This window comes from Roseiflexus sp. (assembly GCF_057785375.1).
Genome location: NZ_JBYNRX010000035.1, coordinates 143,040 through 163,506 on the forward strand (window position 1 = coordinate 143,040; position 20,467 = coordinate 163,506).

A 20,467-nucleotide genomic window follows, 5' to 3' on the forward strand; every position below is an offset into this window, starting at 1 on the left:
ACACCAAAGCAGATTGCGCGTCCGCGCAAACGTTGCTAGACTCCTCAGCGCCTGTCTGGGAAATGGGCGGGCGAAGATATTCCCTTCGTCTGCCCGGTTGTATTCCACATGGCGATTTTTGTTGGACGAGATGAGGAGCCATCGTATGCATCATCGTCTGCTTTCTCCGTTTCTGGCGCTGGCTCTCCTGGTTGCCTGGCTGTCTCCCGCGCCGGCGGGGGCGCAGGCGCCGCCGGGACGATCCGATTTCGGCGTCAATACCCATATTGCGTCGCGCTATCCGGTGCAGGCCGGATTCGATGGTCCGGTCGATCTGGTTGCCGGAACCTCCGCCGGTTGGGTGCGCGAGGATTTTCACTGGTACTGGCTCGAACCGGAGCAGGGACGCTTCGACTGGGCGATCTACGACCGCGCCATTTCGCGTCTGGCAGGGAGCGGCGTCAATATCATCGGCGTGCTCAACACGGCGCCGGCCTGGGCAACGCCGTTTCCCGGCGATGCGCCTGGCCGGCCGTCCTATTATGCGCCCGATCCTGCGGCCTTCGCCCGTTTTGCGTCGGCGGTCGTGACGCGCTACCGCGACCGGGTGCGCTTCTGGCAGGTCTGGAATGAACCGGAGAATGTGCGCTATTGGCAACCGCAGCCCGATCCTACCGCCTACGCTGCGCTGCTGCGCGCCGCCTATCCCGCCATTAAAGCCGCCGATCCAAATGCCGTTGTGTTGAGCGGGGGGATCGTTCCAACGCACATCGACTTCATCCGCGCTATTGCTGAGAATGGCGCGTGGGGTTCGTTCGATGCGCTTGCCGTCCATCCCTACGTCGATCCGTTCAGCCCGGAGAACGGCCAGATCGGCGCCGGCGACGTCAGCGCGGTGAAAACGCTGGTCGAGAGCCTGGGGCGCAAGCCGATCTGGGCGACCGAGTTCGGCTGGTCCACCGGTCCCGCCGATCGCGATCCGCGCGGCGTGGACGAGGAGACGCAGGCAAACTTTCTGGTGCGCGCTTCGACATTGCTGCGCGCAGCAGGGATCGAAAAGATTATCTGGTACAGCCTGAAGGATACCGAGCCGCGCAATCTGTACGGTTTGCTGCGCAAAGCAGGCGGTCCCGCCGATCTGAGTCAGCCAAAGCCGTCGCTGGCGGCGTTCCGCACGCTGAACCAGCAACTCGCGGGCGCATCCCCCGTCGGGTTGATCGATCTGGGGACGCGGCAGGTAGTGGTCGATTTCGAGCAGTTCGGCACATGGCGACGCGGCGATCAACCGAACGGCTCGTTCTCCGCCGATGGTTCCCAACGCTACAGCGGCAACGTCGCCGGTCGTCTCGACTACTCCTTCCCCGGCGGCGGCAATGATTTTGTGGTCTTCACGCCGCGTCCGGCAATCGCGATCCCCGGTTCACCAGGACAACTGGGCATCTGGGTCTACGGCGACGGCAGCGGCCACGCGCTCAAGGTCTGGCTCCGCGATGCAGAAGGAGAAACGCTCCAGTTCCGCCTGGGTTTTGTCGGCGGCGCGGGGTGGTCGTTCCTCGCCACGCCGATCAATGGGCAGGTCGAGGCGTACAACCGCATCAGCGGCGGCGGCAACCTGCGCCTCGACTTTCCGGCGACGCTGGTTGCTATCGTGCTCGACGACGAACCGGACAGTCGCAGCGGGTCTGGCACGATCTGGCTCGACGATCTGACGGCGATCAGCGGTCCCGAAGCGTATGGCGTGCGCTTTGTGCGCGGCAGCGATACGATTGACGCGCTCTGGTCGCCAGGAGGCGCATTTGTGAATCTGCCGACGGCGGCGCCGCTGGGCGCACTGGTTGACCGGTGGGGCAACGCCTCGCAGATCGATGCCGCGAACGGCGCCTTCGGGTTGAGCCTGGGTCCATCACCGATCTTCCTGATCCATCGTGCCACGCAGGCCCCGGCGCCGCAACCGGCGCCTGCGCCGCCGGAACGATCGGCGCCGCAACCGGCGACGGGACCGTGCCGCCAGTTCCCGGAGACTGGTTTTGCAGTGTGTGGCCGGCTGCTCGAGTACTGGGAGCGGAACGGCGGGTTGCCCGTGTTCGGATTTCCCATCGGTCCCGAAGAAGACATGGTGATCGAGGGGAAGACAGTGCGGGCGCAATGGTTCGAGCGCAACCGGCTCGAACTGCACCCGCAGAATGCGCCGCCCTACGACGTGCTGCTCGGACGATTGGGCGCCGAACGGCTGGAGACGAGCGGGCGCAACTGGTTCGACTTCCCGAAGAGTGATCCGCGCGCACCGTTCTACTTCCCGCAAACCGGGCAGGCGATTGCGCCAGAGTTCCGCCGGTACTGGTCGTCCCACGGATTGAACCTGGATGGGCGACCGGGGTATACCCTGGAAGAAAGCCTGGCGCTCTTCGGTCTGCCGCTTTCGCCGCCGCTGATGGAAGTCAACCCGACTGACGGCAACGTGTACCTGACGCAGCACTTCGAGCGCGCGCGTTTCGAGTACCACCCGGAGAACCGGGGGACGCCGTATGTGGTGCTGCTGGGGTTGCTCGGGCGCGAGACGACGGGGAGGAAGTAGGGCGCCCGTGTCTGTTATGGTGAAATAGATGCGGCTTATGCGCCAATCCGAACAATCTCATACTCAATGCGCGGTCATTTGTCCACTGCTGCCGGCGCGCATGGCGGGACGCCGGGGTGCTGCGGGCGAACGCCCGCGCTGAGGACGCGGTTCGACAGCGCTCACCGCAAGTGGAAGCCCCGTTGGGGCTGCTGATGCCAGGGCGCAGTTATGTGTCCACGACTGCCAACGCACGTTGGGGATCGTTACGCCTTGCGAACCGGGCGCGCGAACATCTTGTCTGATTGACTGCTACTTGTATCATCTCTTATCTTCTCTGTCAAACGTCATCCGTGGCTGTGCTACCGCCGACTCCAATGCACCCAGATCACGAATGCTGATGAGTCCGCCTGACTGTTGCATCACACACTGATAAATTTCCAACGTCTCGCGAAGGGACAGGTAGCGCATCAAGCCAACCGCTGATAGAGTTCAGTATTCTTCTGTAACACGTACTCTAGCGCTCTGCGGAATTCTTCTTCAGGACGAGAGAGCAATTCTTCGATGCTGACACGCACTAGCTCTTCAGGAGTAACATGAAGACAGGCGGCTATCTGTTGTAATTTCTCCAGTCGTTCATCAGATAAGAGAATGGTGACGGCATTCATACTGTCTTTACTCCTGTTGCGAGGCTTGTGGTCATTCACCAGTCTACGACGCGCTGGCTAACGGCTTGCGCTTGCAGTCGACCGCTTCGCTCGCTGCGCTCGCTCGCGGCGGATGGAAGCGCGTGTTATACGGCTTGCGGATGGGGCAAAGTCAACGCACCCGCACTCATGTCCTCACCAATGCGCAATGTGCATTGTACCACGACGTGTCTTCCGGTACAATGCTGCGCGTGTTTGCCGATGACAACGCACTGCGCCTCCGCGCGACACGGAACACGCGCACAACGCGCGAATGTCCCTCGCAACGGCGCGCCGTATAACGGCTCGTGCTTTATCTGACGCAAGCGAGCGCAGCGAGCGCAGCAGTTGGCTGCAAGCGCTGGTCAGGCGCAACCTGCTTTCTCACAAACCAAGAATGGTGCATAATGCTTTTGCTATTTGTTGCAGGTATGGTTCGTCCAGATGACCAAGAACCTTGACAATCCGCTATTTATCAATAACCCGAATCTGCTCGCAAAGCACGACTGAGTCTTGGGTCAAGCCACCAACACCAGCAGGAACCACCACGTGAGAGGGTAAGAGGGCGCGACGAATTTTCGTGGTAAACAGTGCGATGATTGTGTGGGGGCTGACAGCATTCGCGCGATCAATTTGTAACACAATGGCAGGACGAACGCCTGCTTGTTCTGTGCCCACCACCGGATTGAGGTCGCATAACACTACATCCCCACGTGTGATGGTTACCATTGGATTTCTCCATGTGCCAGACGGCTTTCATAGTCTTCCAGATTAGACAAATAATCGGAGAAACCCATCTCAGAAAGTTCCAGCGCCTCGGTGAACTGATTCCACAGTTGCCAGCGAGTGCTATCTTGTCTCAGCAACAGAAAGTCTATGAAAGCGCTCACTTCTTGAACGAGCGATTCAGGCAGTTGACGAATCTTGGTCGCAGTCGTGTCATAAATATTCATTTCCTTGCTCCATTCTTGCGTGGGTGATGGGACTAACTACCAATGAGACGGCTTCCGCCTGATACCCTGCCTGGCGCGCTGAGACGGCTTCCGCCTGACTCCCCGCAACGTTGCGTTATGTGCGGCGCGCTGAGCGATGCGCTGAGCGGGTCGAAGGGCGAAAACAGTCTATAACATCCTCTAGAGTGCTGGTGGATACGAATGTTCTGGTCTGCCACCATATCCTGCCGATTGCGGGCGTCTCCCAATGTTGCATCATCGGTGCATCTACAGATGATCTCGTGTCATCCCGGAATTGTCATATTGGCTTCACCCCGCCGCGGCGACCGAGTCCAAAGCCAATGCGATAGAGATCAGGCATATTGATTCGCTTATCGCGCATTTTCTCAAAAATCCCAATTCGCTCCAGATCGTTGCACACTCCGTCCCATCCTTGCGCTATATGTTGTGGAGGGAGACGTTGGCTAACTATTGCAGTATTGCGCAACCCTGAAGGGAAATGTTCATTCCAGCGTTCCTTAATCATTTCAAATGGACAGGGCACGGTTAACCCCCGCAGGGGTTTCATCAGTTCTGTGACCCATGGATAGTCCTCAACCATCTCGTCGACACGGATCTGTGATGCGCGCTGAACACCGCGCCTGATGCTTTCGTAATGAAGAGAAAATGGATGCTCTGGATAACGTTCGCGCGAGTCTTCGGCTGCCACCCGGATAGCAGCGAGAAATGAACGCGGTGATGTGCGCTGACGTCCATCCGCCAGGTGGCTGACCGACCAGACGTAGGGAACTCCACGACGGGGATCGTTTCCCATCCACTTTCCGGCCAGTTTTTCGAACAGCGCCCGCTGCGCTTCGCTTTCACGTTTGACTTCTTCAGCGAGTTGCCAGACCCCGTCGTTCTCATGAAGTGGGGTCTTCACCACCTCGCCATAAATGGATCGCAGCGCCTGTCCGCGGCTTCCAGCGGCATTGCACAGGATTTGCCAGAGGAGGCCATGCAGATCGTGACGTGCCCAGGTCAACTCAGCACTGGTTGCCAGCAACTTCGATGCGTCAGGAAAATTGGTTACAGTCCGGTCGGATTGATCCTCCCGCAGAAAGATTTTGGCGGTCAGGCGCGGAAAGGATTTGAGCCACAACGCAACCCGAAGCAGGTCACGCACAACCAGATCCATGGTTTGCCAGTCGTTGCTGGTCCGATCAAGTGCATCAAAGACCACCAAACCGTAGCGTCGATCATCCTCGAACTTCCGATTGGCACGCTCTGCCAGACGCGCCAGCGGTTCAGGATTGTTCTTAACCCACGCGACGGTTGCGGACCAGTCTTCCACAGGAAGGATTTCGCCGAGCTTCTCTGCCAGCCAGCGAACGATGATAGCCTGCCAGATGTCGTATGCCGCAATGTTCGCTTCCAGCAATTGTCCGAACACGGCGCTGTCGGGGTATGCGTTGATCCTGGGCGTTACAGCAAAGCCAATTCGCACATCAGCGCTCTCCAATTCCTTTACCGAAGCGCCAAGCAGAGTGCGTAACTTTGAAGACCCCAACGCTGCAGTCCAGAAAGACTTCCCAACGCCGCGAGCGCCAATAACGATGTTACATTCCAACCGAAGCGCTTTGATGTGTGCTGGCGGAACATACATCACACGCCGATCAGGTTCTTCCCCGTAGTTTGATGTCGTAATGGGAAGAGCTTCTACAATTGCCTGGCGAATAGACTGAACATTACTCATCGTTGAACGCTCTTCCGGTTATCAATCATTGCGATCAAGCCGTCGATAAGAGGACCGAAGATAAGTCCAATGCCTGTTGTATCGACACTCGACATATGGTGGTAAAGTGAACGGAGTGCCGTCCAGTCAGGATGCCAGCGAATCGCCCATGGGGTATGTGGGGCGTTTTCATCTGCTCTATCAAAACTCCAGAGGTCTGCTGCATCTTCCTCAGGGGGGACAGGATCGTAGAGTTCGTCAACAAACAAATCCCAGGCGCGATCACGCAACCCGTCAAGGTAGCGTTCACGATCACGTTCAGGGACTAGCGCTCCAACCAGTTGCAGGCGCTCGCGAATGTCGCGTGCGACACCTGATATACGCCAGTGACGAAAAAGAATACGATAGCCCGTCCACGTTTGTTCACTATCAACCGCGAACAGGAGCACAAGGTTCGCCCCTAGATCGGTAATGCAGGCTGATGCCATCTCATCAATGCCAGCGCGCGCGTCGATCAACAGAACGTCTGGACGCCAGCGTTTCTCCAAAGCCTCGATAAGTCGTCGAAGGCGCTGTGACCAGATCTCACGATCGCCTGTTCTGGAGATTTTAGGCATCCAGACACGTCCGAGTTTGGAGATATACTCTCCTGGCTCACGGCCATGCGCAGGAACAATATAGATTTCGCCCTCGCGAGACAGTGTGCTGATGACAACCATCTCATCAAACACAGCATCTCCGTTATCTACCAGATCTTCAACCAGCCAATCTGTAATGCCATAGGTCGACTGACGATCATCAGCGAGGAGCGCGGATGATAGTCCTGGCGACTCAAGATCGAGATCGAGCGCCAAAACGCGCTTTCCTCGTTGTGCGAGCGTCCAGGCTGACGCTGCAAGCGCGGTTGAGCGCCCGACTCCGCCTTTGAGCGAATAGAAGACAATACGAGGCACTCCGGGAGTAATCGTCGAGATCGTTGTCCAGTCGCTCTCTGTTGCCAGACGATCAACAAATCGAATGGCGGGAAAACCCTCCAGTTTCATCCCCGGCTTGTCTTTTAGTAGCGCCTCAATATGCGCTTCATAAATCACCGCATGTTCAGGAGGAAAGGCATGAGACCCGAGGCGTTCATACATGAGACCGGCAATCTTTGTCAGAAATTGCCGTGAGGTGTCGTCTTCCTGTACAGTCTCGCTTACTATTAATCGTACTCGACCGTTGAGATCACGATTGATAATCATGTCTCCCATTCGAGCCAGATCCTCGCGATGGCTTTCCAGAATATTGGTTATAGCAGGGATAATGTGATCAAAGGTGGTCATATTAATCCGCTCCTCTTCGCTTCTTCCACCAGATTTCGCACAATTTCAGCCCCATTACGATGAGTTTGAGCATGCGCCTGGTTGAAGTTGCTCTGGTGAGCATAGCGTTGGGAAATGCGCCAGTTATTGAACGGGTTGGTCAGCGGTAAGGTATAGCCTCTGCCGCTAGGATGACCTGAACGATAGGTTTCGTACCGTGTCCACGCCTGATCTGCATGAACCCGATCACTGCTTCTTTGTGGATTGCCGCTTGTCGTTACCGGCATTCCGAAAGCGATCATGAGACGCTTCAGGCCACACTCCACCGACAATCCATACAGGTGATCAGCATTCGCCCAACGCAATGCCGCAAAGAGATACTCGGCGTCGTTCCAGTGGCGGTCATGAGCATCGAGAAAGTCGGGATTCATCGATGACAATCTCCATCCTGCTCCTTCGGCACATCGTGGCGCGTATATTATACGATCTAGCGCGAAGATAATAATCTCCCGCCAAACCTGTTCCACCGTCACCTCCCCGGCCCCACCCCATACACCCTTTCCACCTGCGCGTTCAGTGCATCTTTCGCGAATGCGATGGCGTCGCTCAACGCGACGCGGCGCGCGACGGCGTCGGCGTGCTGAGCCGCCCACGGCTCGCGAAAGCGCGCCGGGATGTCGCCGCCGAAGCGTTTGGCGATCTCTGCGCGCAGCGCGTCGAACTCCAGTTCCCACCAGCGCTCCAGCCGCGCCCCTGGCGTCGCGCCTGGCGGACCGAAGTCCTTCACCAGCCGCTGCGTGAACTGCCGCTCCAGCAGCGCCCGTTCGCGTGTCAGGGTGACGATGCGGTGCGCCAGGGACTCCACTACTGCGCGCTCGGTTTCCGGCGCGTCGGGGATCGGCAGCCGCCCGATGCGCTCCGGCGTAAGCCGGTAGACCTTGCCCGCCTGACATTCAACCGCCAGCGCCCGCCATGCCAGGCGGCTCATCAGTATGCCGAGCAGGAAGAAGGAACCGGGCGCGTGGCACGTGCCCGGTCCTGCCAGCCAGCCGGGTTCGGTCAGCGCGAAGCGCTGCGCAACGCTGGCAACGGACCAGATGATGCGCGGTTGGGCGAAGATGGTCGCATCGGGAGTGGAACGTTCCCACCACGTCTCATCAGGCGGATGGGACGCAGCGGCGGGGGCGAGATGCTGCTGGAGGGGCGGGCAGCGCTCTGCCATGCGTTCCCATGCCTGTGCGGCATCTATGCCCGCGCCGAACGTTGCTGCCGTCCATCCTGATGGTAGGAAGATCACATAGCACGGCGCGTCGCAGGACCACGGTCGCACATCTGCGCTTCGCACCACCCGTCGCAGGTGTGGCGCCAGCGACGGATCGAAGATGACGATGCGATCGCGCGTCGCCTTATCCACAATCAGGCGCGCAGTTGGCAACGGTCCGACGCCACGCTGCGGCAGACCGACCATCTCAGCGAGCGGACGACCGGCCGCGCGCATGGTTGCAAGCGTGTCATCACGGTTCATCGATCAATAGCGCAAAATGGTTGCGATGCGCTGATGCTGCGGCAGCGCGCCGTTGTCGACAAACACCACGCGCCCGCCTTTGTCCAGCGCCATGGCAATAATCTCGTCCACGGCATCCTCAATGACTCCCGGCAGGGTTGGATCATCGACCGGCGTCAGCGTCATGCCATCGTCGGCAACCCGCACTGCCTGATGGTAGTCCTCTTCAACGAGGAGCACATCCACGCGACCTTCGTGGGCGAAGCGCCACGCTTCGCCAAGCGTCGAGGCATATTTTTGCGCGCCAACTGCGGCATTCAGTTCTTTCAGCGCCTCGGCGCGGCGAATGGCAAGGTTCTGTTCGACCAGGGGCCACACCAGTTTTCCGAGGTCGTGGGCGGGCGTTTTGTCGTGGTTGCCGGTCAGCGTGGTGACCACTGCACCGGCATGCGGTGATACCTCGCGGAAGAAGGCGAGATAGCGATCCACGCCGACCAGCGCAAGCGGCAGCGGGTCATCGCTCATGAACGGCGTCAGCGCAGCGCTGACCTGGCGGAAGAACTGACGGTGGCGTTCATCGCGGTATGCCGACCGGTTGATCGCCGGGTCGTTGGGCAGGCCGCGCTCGCCGCCTGGACCGGTATGGGTCATCGGGAAGCCTTCGTCGGTAATTTCCTGGAGATGCTCGCGCACCCCCTCAAACAGGCGCGTCGGTTGCTCACTGAGCGCCAGCACCCAATACCGCGGGGTGCGGTTGAGCGCAAAGACCAGCCCGCGCGTCCAGAACGTCTCGTCGACGACCACCCGCTCCGGCAGGGTAAACGGCAGGATGAACCTGCGCCCGATGTCGCGGTTGACGAATAACGCCAGCCCGTCGAGCGTGTAGCGGTAGTCGATATCATTGACCAGCGCATCGAGCCGGGAGAGGAGCGGCTCGACCTCGCGCCGCTGGAATTCGCCCAGCAACCGGTTCGTCGCTTCGGTCACCAGGTTCTTCACCCGGATCGGGTCTTGCTTGTTGTCGGGTGATGTGCGATGCGTTGGCAGCGTGATCGTCACCGACGGATAGTGCCGCACTGCCTGGAGCAGACGGATGTCGTGGCGATTCATAATCTTTTCTCCTTTTATTTCAGTATCACAGCGGAAACACAACCGGCATGACCAGGAGCGACGTGATCAGCACCAGGACGAGCAGCGGCGTTCCAATCCGCACAAAATCGTTGAAGCGGTAATCCCCTGGTCCCAGCACCAGTGTGTTGACCGGTGAGGCAATCGGGGTGGCAAACGCGGTTGATGCTGCAATGGCGACGGTCATCAGCAGCGGGTAGGGCGATACACTGAGTTCCGCCGCTGCCTGCAACGCAATTGGCGCCATCAGCACGGTTGTTGCGGTATTGGAAATGAACTGACTGAAGAGCGCCGTCAGCACAAACAGCCCTGCCATGAGCGCCAGTGGACCCAGCGCGCCAAGCGTTGCCGTCAGACCGCTTGCCATCAGTTGCAACCCGCCGGTCTTGTCGAGCGCGGTGGCCATCGGTAACATTCCGGCGATCAGCACAACGCTCTCCCAGTTGATCGCCCGATACCCCTCTTCCATCGACACGCAGCCGGTCAGCACCATGGCGACGGCAGCCAGCAGCACGGCGGTCACCATAGGCAGCAGATCGAATGAGATGAGGGTCAGCATGCCCAGCATGATTGCCAGCGCAATCGGCGCGCGTCGGGTCAGCGCGCGGGTGGTTGGCGGACGGCGCACGTCGCCAACCACCACAAAATCGTTGCGTTCATCGAGCAGTGAGGCGATCCGTTCCCAGGTTCCCTGTACCAGCAGCGTATCGCCAAAGCGCAGTTCCACCCGCGATGTTGGCGCGTCGAGCGGGGCGCCCAACCGCAGGATTGCCAGCGCCAGCACCTGATACGTATCCTGGAAGCGCGCTTCGCGCAACGACTGCCCGATCAAGCGGGAACGCGGCGTCAGCACCAGTTCCACAATCCCGGTTTCCTCGGTGATCAGGTCGCCGGGGCTGACGCTGGTCGCCAGCACGCGCATGTGCTGTTCTTTCGCCAGCCGCGCAACATCCTCCGCCGAACCTTTGAGCAGCAGCACATCCATCGGTTGCAGCGTCACATCCGAACTGGCCATACGCGGCGCAACCGTCACACCCTGGAGCGTATGCGGTTCGATATCGACCACATTCACGCGGTAACGAGTGCGCAGGCTCGCCTGTGCCAGCGTCTGGCCAACGAGCGGCGACGAGGGTTCGATCTGCACGCGTGCCAGTTTGCCGGGGAGGTCGTACAACGCCAGCAGCGCCGCGGGCGCGTCCCAGTCCGGCAGGCGCGGCGCTGGATTTGGATCGTCAGCGCTGTCGGTTGTGATGTAATGCAGACGCATGGTCGTCTCCTCGACTACGTGCGTGAGGCGACAGTGGCGGGGGATGGAGGGTCGGGAACCTCAACAAGCGTCAGCAGATCGCCGATGCCGCATCCGAAGTACACGCACAACCGCGCCAGCACGTCGCGGGGGTACTCCTTGATGGTCTCTTTGGCAATTGCGTTGAGCGTGTAGTACGAGATGCCCGTTTCCTCGGCGACGGTGCGCAGCGTCATATGACGCCGTTCACGCTGCGCCTTCTGAGCCATGAGAAGATAGATGTTGCTTCGCACGGTAATCACCTCCTTATGATAGCATACCGCAACCGGCGCAGTGTCGCTGCCATTGTATCGCGTATCACTAGACATATCAAGCAAAACTTGACTAATCGTGTGTCGTGTGATATACTGCGTTTCAAGTAAGACTACTAATGTCCGCGCGACGTGTTGGCGACGCGGGTAACGGGGCTTCCCCAGTCGCCTCGTTGACCTCAAGGAGATGCGTGATGAACGCAGTGATCTACGCCAGAGTGAGCACCGAAGACCAGGGCGACAACTTCTCGATCCCCAGCCAGCTCGCGGCAGCGCGCCGCTACGCCGAAGAGCGAGGCTGGCGCGTCGTTGCGGAACTATCGGACACGATGTCGGGCGCCGTGCTGGAGCGTCCGGCGCTGCGCCGGATGCGCGACTTGCTTGCAGCCCGCGCGGTCGATGTCGTCATCGTCTACGCGCTAGATCGGCTCTCCCGCAACGTTGCGCATATGCTTCTGCTGCGCGATGAGATGTCCGGCGCGGGCGTGCAACTCCACGCCGTGACGCGCGGGCAGTCGGCGGAAACCGCAGAGGGGCGCTTGTTCGATACCATCGAAAGCGCATTCGCCGAGTTCGAGCGACTCAAAATCCGGGAACGCTCGATGCACGGCAAACGCCAGAAAGTCGCCGAAGGGCGCATTCTCGGTCAAGGCGTCACCCCGCCTTATGGGTATCGCTACACCGGAAACAAGCGCACAAAGGCGCTGGAACCTGACGCGACAGAAGCGGAATGGGTGCGCCGCATCTTCGCGTGGACAGCCGATGGGGTTTCATCCCGCGCCATTGCAGCGCGTCTCGAAGAAGCGGGCGTCGCGCCGCCGGGCAATACGCGCCACAAAGCGGCGGCGCACTGGTATCACGGCACAGTGCAGGGTATTATCCGCAACCCCGTGTATCGCGGCGAACAGGTGTACGACGCCTACAACACAGGCGTCGCGGTTCCGGCGCTGGTTGACGCCGGTCTCTGGCAACGCGCAAACGAACAACTCGACCGGAACAAACAAAACGCCTGCCGCGTCGCCAAGCGGTTCTACGCACTTCGCACCCGCGTGCGCTGCGCCTGCGGCAATGCGTGCGGCGGCAATCCGGTTCACATGCGCGGCGTGGTCTACCGCTACTACACGTGCATAGGGAAGGACAAAGAAGCAGTCCGGCGCTGCGCCAAGCCCGCCTACGTCCGCGCTGAACGCCTTGAAGCCGTCGTGTGGCAATGGGTCTCAACCGTCGTGCTTGATGAGGCGCGTTTGATGGACGCCATCGAACAAGCAACGGCGACGGAAGCGGATCGGCGCAGGGAACTGGAACGCGAACGCGCCGCCTACGCTGCGCACATCGGGGATGCAGACCGACGCATTGCCCGCCTGATTGACGCGTACACGGCGGGCGCGCTTGACCTCGACGCCTTCATCGGGGCGAAGCGTCAGTACGACGCCATGAAAAGCGCGGCGCACGCGGAATTGGCGCGGATCGATACGCTGCTGGCGGATGATGCGGCGCGGCGGGTCAACCGCGACGCGCTGCTGGAGACGGTGCGGAACCTTAAGGCGGCGCCGGCGTCGCCGCCGACGCCGGAAGAGCAGGCGGCAATGTACGACGCGCTTGATCTGCGCGTGGTCGTTGACGGGGAAACTGCGCCGGTGAGCGCGCGGCTCACCGGCGATGAGGGTGTGTTGCCGATGGTGGAACGTCGAAGGCTGTCAGCATGCCGCCGATGAGCGAACCGTAAGCCAGCGGCAGCAGCAGTTTCGCCGGGCTGACGCCGGCGCGTCGTGCCAGACTGACCGCCACCGGCAAAAAAACCGCTACGGTTCCGGTCGAGCTGAGGAATGCCGAGAGCAACGCAACAATCAGCATGATCGCAGCAATCAGGCGCGCTTCGCCGACGCCGGCGAAACGCATGAGTTGCTGCCCCAACGCATCGGCGACGCCGGTCTGGAATAATCCGGCGCCCACGATGAACAACGCGGCGATGATCAGCACAATCGGGTCCGAGAACCCTGCAAGCGCCTCGGCTGGCGTGAGGATGCCGCTCAAAAGCAGCGCCAGTAACGCTAGCAGCGCAACCACATCGAGACGGAGCCGATCACTGGCGAACAGAATGACCGTCAGCGTCAGCACCCCAAAAACAATCAGCATGTTTCACTACTCTGCCAGTTAGGTTCACACAAAGGCGCAAAGATTCCGCGTCACGACATTGTTGATAGGGTATGTGCAGCAGTCTGCATCACAGGGTCTCTGCGGTCTGGGGAACACCGTCCGGTATATTGGGCGTCGGCAACATGGCGCCTTCCGGCTGAGGCGCGAGGGGCAAGAGCATCGTAAAAATGCTCCCTTTACCCGGTTCGCTGGAAACCAACACCTGCCCGCCATGCACTTCGACCACCGAGCGAACGATAGACAACCCCAACCCCGCACCGCCGCCGTTGTGGCAACGCGACCGGTCGGCGCGGTAGAAGCGCTCGAAGATGTGCGGCAGGTCCTGCGGCGCAATGCCGTACCCCGTATCAACGACGCTGAGCGCGGCGTATCCGTCGCGCCTGGCGAGGCTCAGCGTAACGGCGCCGCCCGGCGGCGTGTGTTGGATCGCGTTGACGCCGAGGTTCAGGAGCGCCTGCTTGATACGGTCACGGTCACCAATGACGATGACCTGATCCTCCTCGCCGATGCGCAACTGCACCTGCCCTGCCAGCGGACGCAATTCACGGAGGGTTTCGAGTAAAAGCGTATCGAGTTCCACCGGCTCGCGCCGAATCTGAATCCCGGCGTCGCTGCGCGCCAGCAAGAGCAGGTCGTTGACCATACGGATCAAGCGGGCAACTTCACGCCGCATATCATCGAGCGACTCGTTCAGCAACTGCGGGTCGCGCGCTGCACCGCGCGCCAGCACTTCCAGATTGCCCTGCATCGCCGTCAGCGGTGTGCGCAGTTCGTGCGACACATCGGCAATAAAACGGCGCTGATGGTTGAACAGTTCCTCCAGCCGCGCCAGCAGATCGTTGACCGTAATCGTCAGGCGCTGCAATTCATCGGCAGCCGGCGGCACAGGAATGCGACGACTCAGGTCCTCGGCGCGCACAATGCTCTGCGCCGTCTGTGCAATTTCATCAATCGGGCGAAATGCGGCGCGCGTCAGCCATGCGCCGCCGCGCGCCGCCGCAAGCAGCACCACCACGCCGCCGACTGTCAGCGCATAGAAGAGGAGTTGCAGCGCATAGCGAATTTCCGCCATCGACCGCGCGACCTGCAAGACCCCGACGATCTCCTCGCGACGTGTGACCGGATTGAAATACCGAAGCGGCGCCACCAACTCGCGTATGTGAACGTTGCCATATTCAACGGTCGTGATCTGTTCCGTGCCGTCGAGCGCCAGCGCCAGACGCTGTTCGTCGAGCGTGAGCGCCGCCGCCAGGTCCCCATCGCCGATATTCGGCGAGCGACCGACGAGATCGCCGTCGGCATCGAAGAACTGAACATACAGACTGGTCGCCTCGAAATCGCGCACCGGCGGCTGGCGTAGCAGAATGGCGCGTAGTTGGTCGTCGCGGAAGTAGCCGTAGGCCGTCTGATTGCTCTCGGCAAATCCGCGGCGCAATACCTCGACGCCCAGGCGCAACTCGTTATCGACGCTGTTCAACAACACGCTGCGCACAATGAGGTACAATCCGACATGCAGCGTGAGCAGCGCAATCGCAAAAAAACCAACGTATGAAAGTGTCAGGCGCGTGCGTATTGACATACGTTTGATTATAGCATCCTTCGTGCGCCTTCGTGTTCTTCGTGGACGACAACGGCAGGCGGAGGAGGGGGGAAAGGTTTGAGGGTTATCGTTGCACATTGCACTTTGAACGTTGAATGTGAAATGGGAGATGATCCCCTTCTCTGTGCCCTCCGTGGTTCCAATAAGATTGCAGGTGCGAAGGGAAAAGGCATGAAGATGGACGATGAGATTGCCGCAATCGTGCATCAGGGAATGGCGTCGTTCGATGTCGATGGCAAGCGGGTCTTGTTGATTGTCCCGGACAGCACGCGCACCGTGCCGCTACCGTTGCTGTTCCGCTGCATCCACACCGCGCTTGCGTCGCGCGTTGCTGCGCTCGATGTGCTGATCGCCCTCGGCACCCACCAACCAATGACCGATGCGCAGATCGACCGCCATCTGGGGGTGCGCCCAGGCGAATGGGAAACGACCTTTCGCGGCGTGCGCGTGTTCAACCATCGCTGGGACGACCCTGCAACCTTTGCATCGGTCGGCGTCATTCCCGCATCCGAGATCGAAACCCTGAGCAATGGGCGGCTGGCTGTGCCGGTCGAGGTGCGGATCAACCGCATGGCGCTGGAGTACGACTGTCTGCTGATCTGCGGGCCGGTCTTCCCCCACGAGGTGGTCGGGTTTTCCGGCGGCAACAAATATCTGTTCCCCGGCATCAGCGGGCGCGAGGTGATTGACGTCTCGCACTGGCTTGGCGCACTGATCACTAGTTACGCAATCATCGGCGTACCGGGCGTTACACCGGTGCGCCGCCTGATTGACCGCGCGGCGGCGCTCGTGCCGACGCCAAAGTACTGCGTGGCGGTCGTCGTTGCGCCAGAAAACGGGCAGATATGCGGCATCTTCACCGGTCCGCCGGAAGAGGCGTGGCAGGCAGCGGCACAACTCTCAGCGCAGGTGCACATTCGCTACGTTGATCGCCCCTTCCAGCAGGTCTTGTCAGTTGTGCCGTCGATGTACCAGGACATGTGGACCGCCGCCAAGGGGATGTACAAAGTCGAGCCGGTGGTGGCGGACGGCGGCGAGGTGATCATCTACGCGCCGCACATCACCGAGTTCAGCGTCACCCACGGCGCAACCCTGGCAGTCATCGGATACCACATGCGCGATTATTTCGTCAAACAGTGGGACCGCTTCCAGCACTATCCGTGGGGCGTCCTGGCGCACAGCACGCACCTGGCTGGCGTAGGCGAGTACGACCCGCTCCACGGCGAACGACCGCGCATCCGGGTGACGCTGGCGACCGGCATTTCGGCGGAACGCTGTGCGGCGCACAATGTCGGCTACCGCGACCCGGCGACGATTGACCCCGCAACCTGGGCAGGGCGCGAGGCGGAAGGCGTGCTCCTCGTTCCGAAAGCGGGAGAGATGCTCTACCGGTTGCGCGATTCTCGTGCGCAGGAATAGACCAGGCAGCCGCAAAACATCCGTTATAATTCGAGCGCCAGTCGGATTCCCTGTTCAACGTTGTGCATCGTGCGCGCTGTCAGCCAGCCAACTCTTTGATCGAGCGCGCCTTTGTCGAGTGTGACGATTTGCGCAACGTTGATAACCGCGTCACGAGGCAATCCAGACTCTGAGGCGGAGAGGAAGACATTGCCGGGCGCCGCAGCCAGACGAAGATTTCCAGTGATGGCGATAGCAATGACGGTGTTCAGGCGGCTGGCAGTGAACGCATCAGACTGAATAATCAACACGGGACGGCGATAGCCAGCGCCAGAACCCTGCGGATCAGGGAGGTTGGCCCACCAGATCTCACCACGGTGCATCACCAGTCCTCATTTACCAGAATGGCCGCCTGTGCAGCGTGCAGTGCGGGATCGAGGACGCCCGGCTCATCGGCGTACACCTGGTTGAGCGCATCGGTAATGCTTTGCCGCCGGTGAACCTGGAGATAGAACGCCAGCGCACGCGCATACAGTTCGCTCCGCGAGAGACCATGCGCCTGAGCAAATTGTTCTGCCTCGTGAAAGAGGGCATCGGGAAGAGAAATGGCTGTTTTCATGGTTCTGAGTATAACCGAAGTTATACCCGCATGTCAACAAAGGAAAACGCGATGACCAATCCGCAGACCGCACCCTACGGCTCGTGGCGCTCGCCGATCACCGCTGCACTGGTCGCAACATCGGGGGTCTCGCTCAACACCGTTGTCCTCGACGGCGACGACATCTACTGGCTCGAAGGTCGTCCCGCCGAGGGAGGGCGCGTAGTCGTGGTGCGGCGCACCGCCGACAGCGCGATCGCCGATGTGACGCCGCCCGGCTTCAATGTCCGCACTCGCGTCCACGAATACGGGGGAGCGCCATACACGGTTGATCGGGGGATCGTCTATTTCAGCAACTTTGCCGATCAGCGCCTCTACCGCCAGCAACTCGGCGCAGCGCCGGAGCCGATCACGCCCGAAGCGCCGCTGCGCTACGCCGACTTTGAGGTTGACCGCCAGCGCAACCGGCTGATTGGCGTTCGTGAGGACCACTCCAGCGGCGGTGAGGCGGTCAACACGATTGTCGCCATTCCGCTCGACGGAACCGCAGAACAACAGGTGCTGGTCGAAGGCGCGGATTTTTACGCCAATCCGCGGCTCAGCCCGGATGGGCGATGGCTGGCGTGGCTTTCCTGGAACCATCCGAACATGCCGTGGGATGCCGCTGAACTGTGGGTCGCGCCAGCGCGTGAGGATGGATCGCCAGGACCGGGGGAACGGATCGCTGGCGGTCCTGATGACGCGGCATTTCAGCCAGCGTGGGGACCTGACGGTGCGCTCTACTTCGTCGCCGAGCGCACCGGCTGGTGGAACCTCTACCGCTGGCGCAACGGCGCTGTCGAAGCGATCTGCCCGATGGAAGCCGAGTTCGGTCTGCCACTCTGGGTCTTCGGCGCACGCACCTATGCCGTCGAGTCGGCAGATCGCCTGGTCTGCACATATATCGAGCGCGGTGAGCAAAAGATGGCAACGCTCGACGTGCAGCGCGGAACGTTAACGCCGCTCGACCTGCCGTTCAGCGATTTCGGGTTCACCGGTCCACGCGCTGCCGACGGCAGGGTTGTCTTCATTGGCGCATCACCCGCCGCGCCGGCCGCACTGGTGATGCTCGATCTGGCGAATGGCGCGCTGACGACCGTCCGCCGTTCGATGGAGACGCAGATCGACCCCGGCTATATTTCGACGCCGCAGGTGATCGAGTTTCCGACCGAAGGCGGCGTGACGGCGTTCGGCTTTTACTACCCGCCGCACAATTGCGACTTTCGCGCACCGGAAGGCGAAAAGCCGCCGTTGCTCGTCCTGAGCCATGGCGGACCGACCGGCGCAACCTCGGCCTCGTTCGATCCCGGCATTCAGTTCTGGACGAGTCGCGGCATTGCGGTGATGGATGTGAACTATGGCGGCAGCACCGGCTTCGGGCGCGCCTACCGGCAGCGCCTCGACGGCCGGTGGGGCATTGTCGATGTCGATGACTGCTGCAATGCGGCGATGTACCTGGCAGCGCAGGGGCTGGCAGACCCGGATCGCCTGATCATCGCCGGCGGCAGCGCAGGCGGGTATACCACCCTGGCAGCGCTCACCTTCCGTGCCGTGTTCAAAGTCGGCGCCAGTTACTATGGCGTCAGCGATCTGGAGGCGCTGGCGCGCGACACGCACAAGTTCGAGTCGCGCTACCTCGACCGGCTGGTAGGACCGTACCCTGAGCGCGTCGATATTTACCACGCACGCTCGCCGATCCACCATATCGAACAGCTTAACTGCCCGGTGATCTTCCTGCAAGGGTTGGAAGATAAAGTCGTGCCGCCGGATCAATCCGAACGGATGGCGGCGGCGCTGCGCGCAAAGGGCATTCCGGTGACGTATCTGGCATTCGAGGGTGAGCAGCACGGTTTCCGCAAGGCGGAGACGATCATTCGCGCGCTGGAAGCCGAACTCTTCTTCTACTCGCGCATCCTGGGATTTGAACTCGCCGATCCGGTCGAGCCGATAATCATCGACAACCTGTAATACCATATACAAGCCCATAACCGTGTGGAATGGTTACTGAATGGTTACGACTGTCGGTAATAATGAAGGTGCAGGCCTGCACGCGCCCCCGCGACCGTGGCGTGGCTGCGCCTAGGCTGGTTGTCCATGCCCAGGTTGCATGCCCTGCACGCGCCCCCGTGACCGTGGCGCGGCTGCGCCCCTGGAGCGATCCGGGGGCGTGGTTGTTTCAGGAAATGGGTATGAATGAGACATTTCGTCCAAGACCGCAGCCCTGTTGGCGACGCACCCAGACCGGCGGCGGGCGCCTGGTCGTGACGCCGGATGGTCTGCGTTTGATCGTGGCCGGTGCGACAAATCGGCGCTACGCCAATGCACAAATCGACGACTACACCGGTCTGCCGCGTGAGCGCTTTCCCTGGCGCGCGCCGCTACGCATGAGCGTTGTGGCGCGGGTAGGGACGCCGGTTCAGGGAACGGCGGGCTTCGGCTTTTGGAATGCACCGATTTCGCCGATCGGCAAGGTGTTGCCGGTGTTGCCCGCTGCAATCTGGTTCTTCTACGCCTCGCCGCCTGCCGATATGCCGCTCGCGCACAGCGTCCCCGGTTTTGGCTGGAAAGTCGCCACGATCGATGCTACGACCCGTCGCGCACTGGTATGGGCGCCGGCAGCGCCGTTGGTGCTGCTGGCAAATCGACTGCCTGGCGTGTACGACCGCCTCTGGCAGCGCGTCCAACGCGCACTTGCGGTCAGCGAGGCGCTCATCCCGCCGCCGGACGACACATTCCGCGCCTACACCCTCGAATGGCTCACTAGCGGCGCGCGTTTTTTGATTGACGATCAGGTCGTCCACGAAACCGACTATACACCGCGCGGACCGCTCGGCTTCGTTGCTTGGGTCGATAACCAGTGGCTGATCGCCACGCCGCGCGGCAGGTTCGGCTGGGGGCTGCACGCCGTGCCGGGAGCGCAGTGGATGGACGTGGCAAGGGTGAGGATTGAGGGGTGAGAATCGAGAACTGAGAACTGAGAACCAAGAACTGAGAACTGAGAACCAAGAACCGAGAACTGAGAACTGAGAACTGAGAACCAGGGGGTTAGGGTTAGGGGTTAACCTTCCCTCTTCTCAACCGTAACCTTCCCACCTGCAACCTTCACCCCTCACGCCTCTCGTCTCTCGCCTCTCGCCTCGCACCTCGCACCTCTCGCCTCGCACCTCTCGCCTCTCGCCTCTCGCCTCGCACCTCGCACCTCGCACCTCGCACCTCTCGCCTCTCGTCTCTCGCCTCGCACCTCGCACCTCTCGCCTCTCGTCTCTCGCCTCGCACCTCTCACCTCTCGCCTCTCACCT

General features: G+C 60.9%; 19 protein-coding genes. 5 read left to right on the forward strand and 14 right to left on the reverse strand.

Annotation, left to right across the window (positions count from 1 at the left end):
- Nucleotides 1-145 precede the first annotated feature (145 nt).
- Entirely contained in the window at nucleotides 146-2,554 is a 2,409-nt protein-coding gene (locus AC3EA7_RS06335; RefSeq protein ID WP_488613191.1) for a beta-galactosidase, read from the forward strand.
- Between the two features lie 449 nt (nucleotides 2,555-3,003).
- Here the strand turns inward: AC3EA7_RS06335 and AC3EA7_RS06340 are convergent, their stop codons facing one another.
- The 10 genes from AC3EA7_RS06340 to AC3EA7_RS06385 form a co-directional block, all read right to left on the reverse strand.
- Complete coding sequence (locus AC3EA7_RS06340) at nucleotides 3,004-3,201, reverse strand: DNA-binding protein (protein WP_488613192.1); 198 nt, start codon at nucleotides 3,199-3,201, stop codon at nucleotides 3,004-3,006.
- Between the two features lie 486 nt (nucleotides 3,202-3,687).
- Nucleotides 3,688-3,948: a type II toxin-antitoxin system PemK/MazF family toxin gene (locus AC3EA7_RS06345; protein WP_488613193.1), complete on the reverse strand. Its 261-nt coding sequence runs from the start codon at nucleotides 3,946-3,948 to the stop codon at nucleotides 3,688-3,690.
- Nucleotides 3,942-4,172, reverse strand: coding sequence for a hypothetical protein (locus AC3EA7_RS06350; RefSeq protein ID WP_488613194.1), 231 nt, complete (start codon nucleotides 4,170-4,172; stop codon nucleotides 3,942-3,944). Before AC3EA7_RS06350 ends, AC3EA7_RS06345 begins: the two co-directional genes overlap by 7 nt.
- Nucleotides 4,173-4,470: 298 nt before the next feature.
- Nucleotides 4,471-5,907, reverse strand: coding sequence for a hypothetical protein (locus tag AC3EA7_RS06355; protein WP_488613195.1), 1,437 nt, complete (start codon nucleotides 5,905-5,907; stop codon nucleotides 4,471-4,473).
- Nucleotides 5,904-7,208, reverse strand: coding sequence for a ParA family protein (locus AC3EA7_RS06360; RefSeq protein WP_488613196.1), 1,305 nt, complete (start codon nucleotides 7,206-7,208; stop codon nucleotides 5,904-5,906). Before AC3EA7_RS06360 ends, AC3EA7_RS06355 begins: the two co-directional genes overlap by 4 nt.
- Complete coding sequence (locus AC3EA7_RS06365; protein WP_488613197.1) at nucleotides 7,205-7,618, reverse strand: SAM-dependent methyltransferase; 414 nt, start codon at nucleotides 7,616-7,618, stop codon at nucleotides 7,205-7,207. Before AC3EA7_RS06365 ends, AC3EA7_RS06360 begins: the two co-directional genes overlap by 4 nt.
- Nucleotides 7,619-7,716: 98 nt before the next feature.
- On the reverse strand, nucleotides 7,717-8,712 hold the full coding sequence (locus AC3EA7_RS06370) for a hypothetical protein (RefSeq protein ID WP_488613198.1): 996 nt from the start codon (nucleotides 8,710-8,712) through the stop codon (nucleotides 7,717-7,719).
- Nucleotides 8,713-8,715: 3 nt separating this feature from the next.
- On the reverse strand, nucleotides 8,716-9,801 hold the full coding sequence (locus AC3EA7_RS06375) for an AOC03_06830 family ribosome hibernation factor (RefSeq protein ID WP_488613199.1): 1,086 nt from the start codon (nucleotides 9,799-9,801) through the stop codon (nucleotides 8,716-8,718).
- 25 nt (nucleotides 9,802-9,826) lie between these two features.
- Nucleotides 9,827-11,086 carry an SLC13 family permease gene (locus tag AC3EA7_RS06380; protein ID WP_488613200.1) on the reverse strand — a complete coding sequence of 420 codons (1,260 nt, stop codon included), beginning with the start codon at nucleotides 11,084-11,086 and terminating at the stop codon, nucleotides 9,827-9,829.
- 14 nt (nucleotides 11,087-11,100) lie between these two features.
- Nucleotides 11,101-11,358, reverse strand: a complete 258-nt coding sequence (locus tag AC3EA7_RS06385; RefSeq protein WP_488613201.1) for a helix-turn-helix domain-containing protein — start codon at nucleotides 11,356-11,358, stop codon at nucleotides 11,101-11,103.
- A 212-nt stretch (nucleotides 11,359-11,570) separates the two neighbouring features.
- Between AC3EA7_RS06385 and AC3EA7_RS06390 the strand changes: the two genes are divergently transcribed.
- Nucleotides 11,571-13,091, forward strand: coding sequence for a recombinase family protein (locus tag AC3EA7_RS06390; protein ID WP_488613202.1), 1,521 nt, complete (start codon nucleotides 11,571-11,573; stop codon nucleotides 13,089-13,091).
- Here the strand turns inward: AC3EA7_RS06390 and AC3EA7_RS06395 are convergent.
- Both AC3EA7_RS06395 and AC3EA7_RS06400 read right to left on the reverse strand, forming a co-directional pair.
- On the reverse strand, nucleotides 13,027-13,512 hold the full coding sequence (locus AC3EA7_RS06395; protein ID WP_488613203.1) for an SLC13 family permease: 486 nt from the start codon (nucleotides 13,510-13,512) through the stop codon (nucleotides 13,027-13,029). The genes AC3EA7_RS06390 and AC3EA7_RS06395 overlap by 65 nt on opposite strands.
- A gap of 88 nt (nucleotides 13,513-13,600) precedes the next feature.
- Entirely contained in the window at nucleotides 13,601-15,112 is a 1,512-nt protein-coding gene (locus tag AC3EA7_RS06400; RefSeq protein WP_488613204.1) for a sensor histidine kinase, read from the reverse strand.
- Between the two features lie 192 nt (nucleotides 15,113-15,304).
- Between AC3EA7_RS06400 and AC3EA7_RS06405 the strand changes: the two genes are divergently transcribed.
- A complete protein-coding gene (locus AC3EA7_RS06405) occupies nucleotides 15,305-16,552 on the forward strand; it encodes a lactate racemase domain-containing protein (RefSeq protein ID WP_488613205.1) in 1,248 nt (415 codons plus the stop codon).
- Nucleotides 16,553-16,575: 23 nt separating this feature from the next.
- On the opposite strand, the gene AC3EA7_RS06410 is transcribed toward AC3EA7_RS06405, so the two are convergent.
- Nucleotides 16,576-16,914, reverse strand: a complete 339-nt coding sequence (locus AC3EA7_RS06410) for a type II toxin-antitoxin system PemK/MazF family toxin (protein ID WP_488613206.1) — start codon at nucleotides 16,912-16,914, stop codon at nucleotides 16,576-16,578.
- Nucleotides 16,914-17,150, reverse strand: coding sequence for a hypothetical protein (locus AC3EA7_RS06415; RefSeq protein ID WP_488613207.1), 237 nt, complete (start codon nucleotides 17,148-17,150; stop codon nucleotides 16,914-16,916). The genes AC3EA7_RS06410 and AC3EA7_RS06415 overlap by 1 nt, the downstream gene beginning before the upstream one ends.
- A 51-nt stretch (nucleotides 17,151-17,201) precedes the next feature.
- On the opposite strand from AC3EA7_RS06415, the gene AC3EA7_RS06420 reads away from it, so the two are divergent.
- Entirely contained in the window at nucleotides 17,202-19,136 is a 1,935-nt protein-coding gene (locus tag AC3EA7_RS06420) for a S9 family peptidase (protein ID WP_488613208.1), read from the forward strand.
- A 221-nt stretch (nucleotides 19,137-19,357) separates the two neighbouring features.
- Nucleotides 19,358-20,125: a hypothetical protein gene (locus AC3EA7_RS06425; RefSeq protein ID WP_488613209.1), complete on the forward strand. Its 768-nt coding sequence runs from the start codon at nucleotides 19,358-19,360 to the stop codon at nucleotides 20,123-20,125.
- The last annotated feature ends 342 nt before the right edge of the window (nucleotides 20,126-20,467 follow it).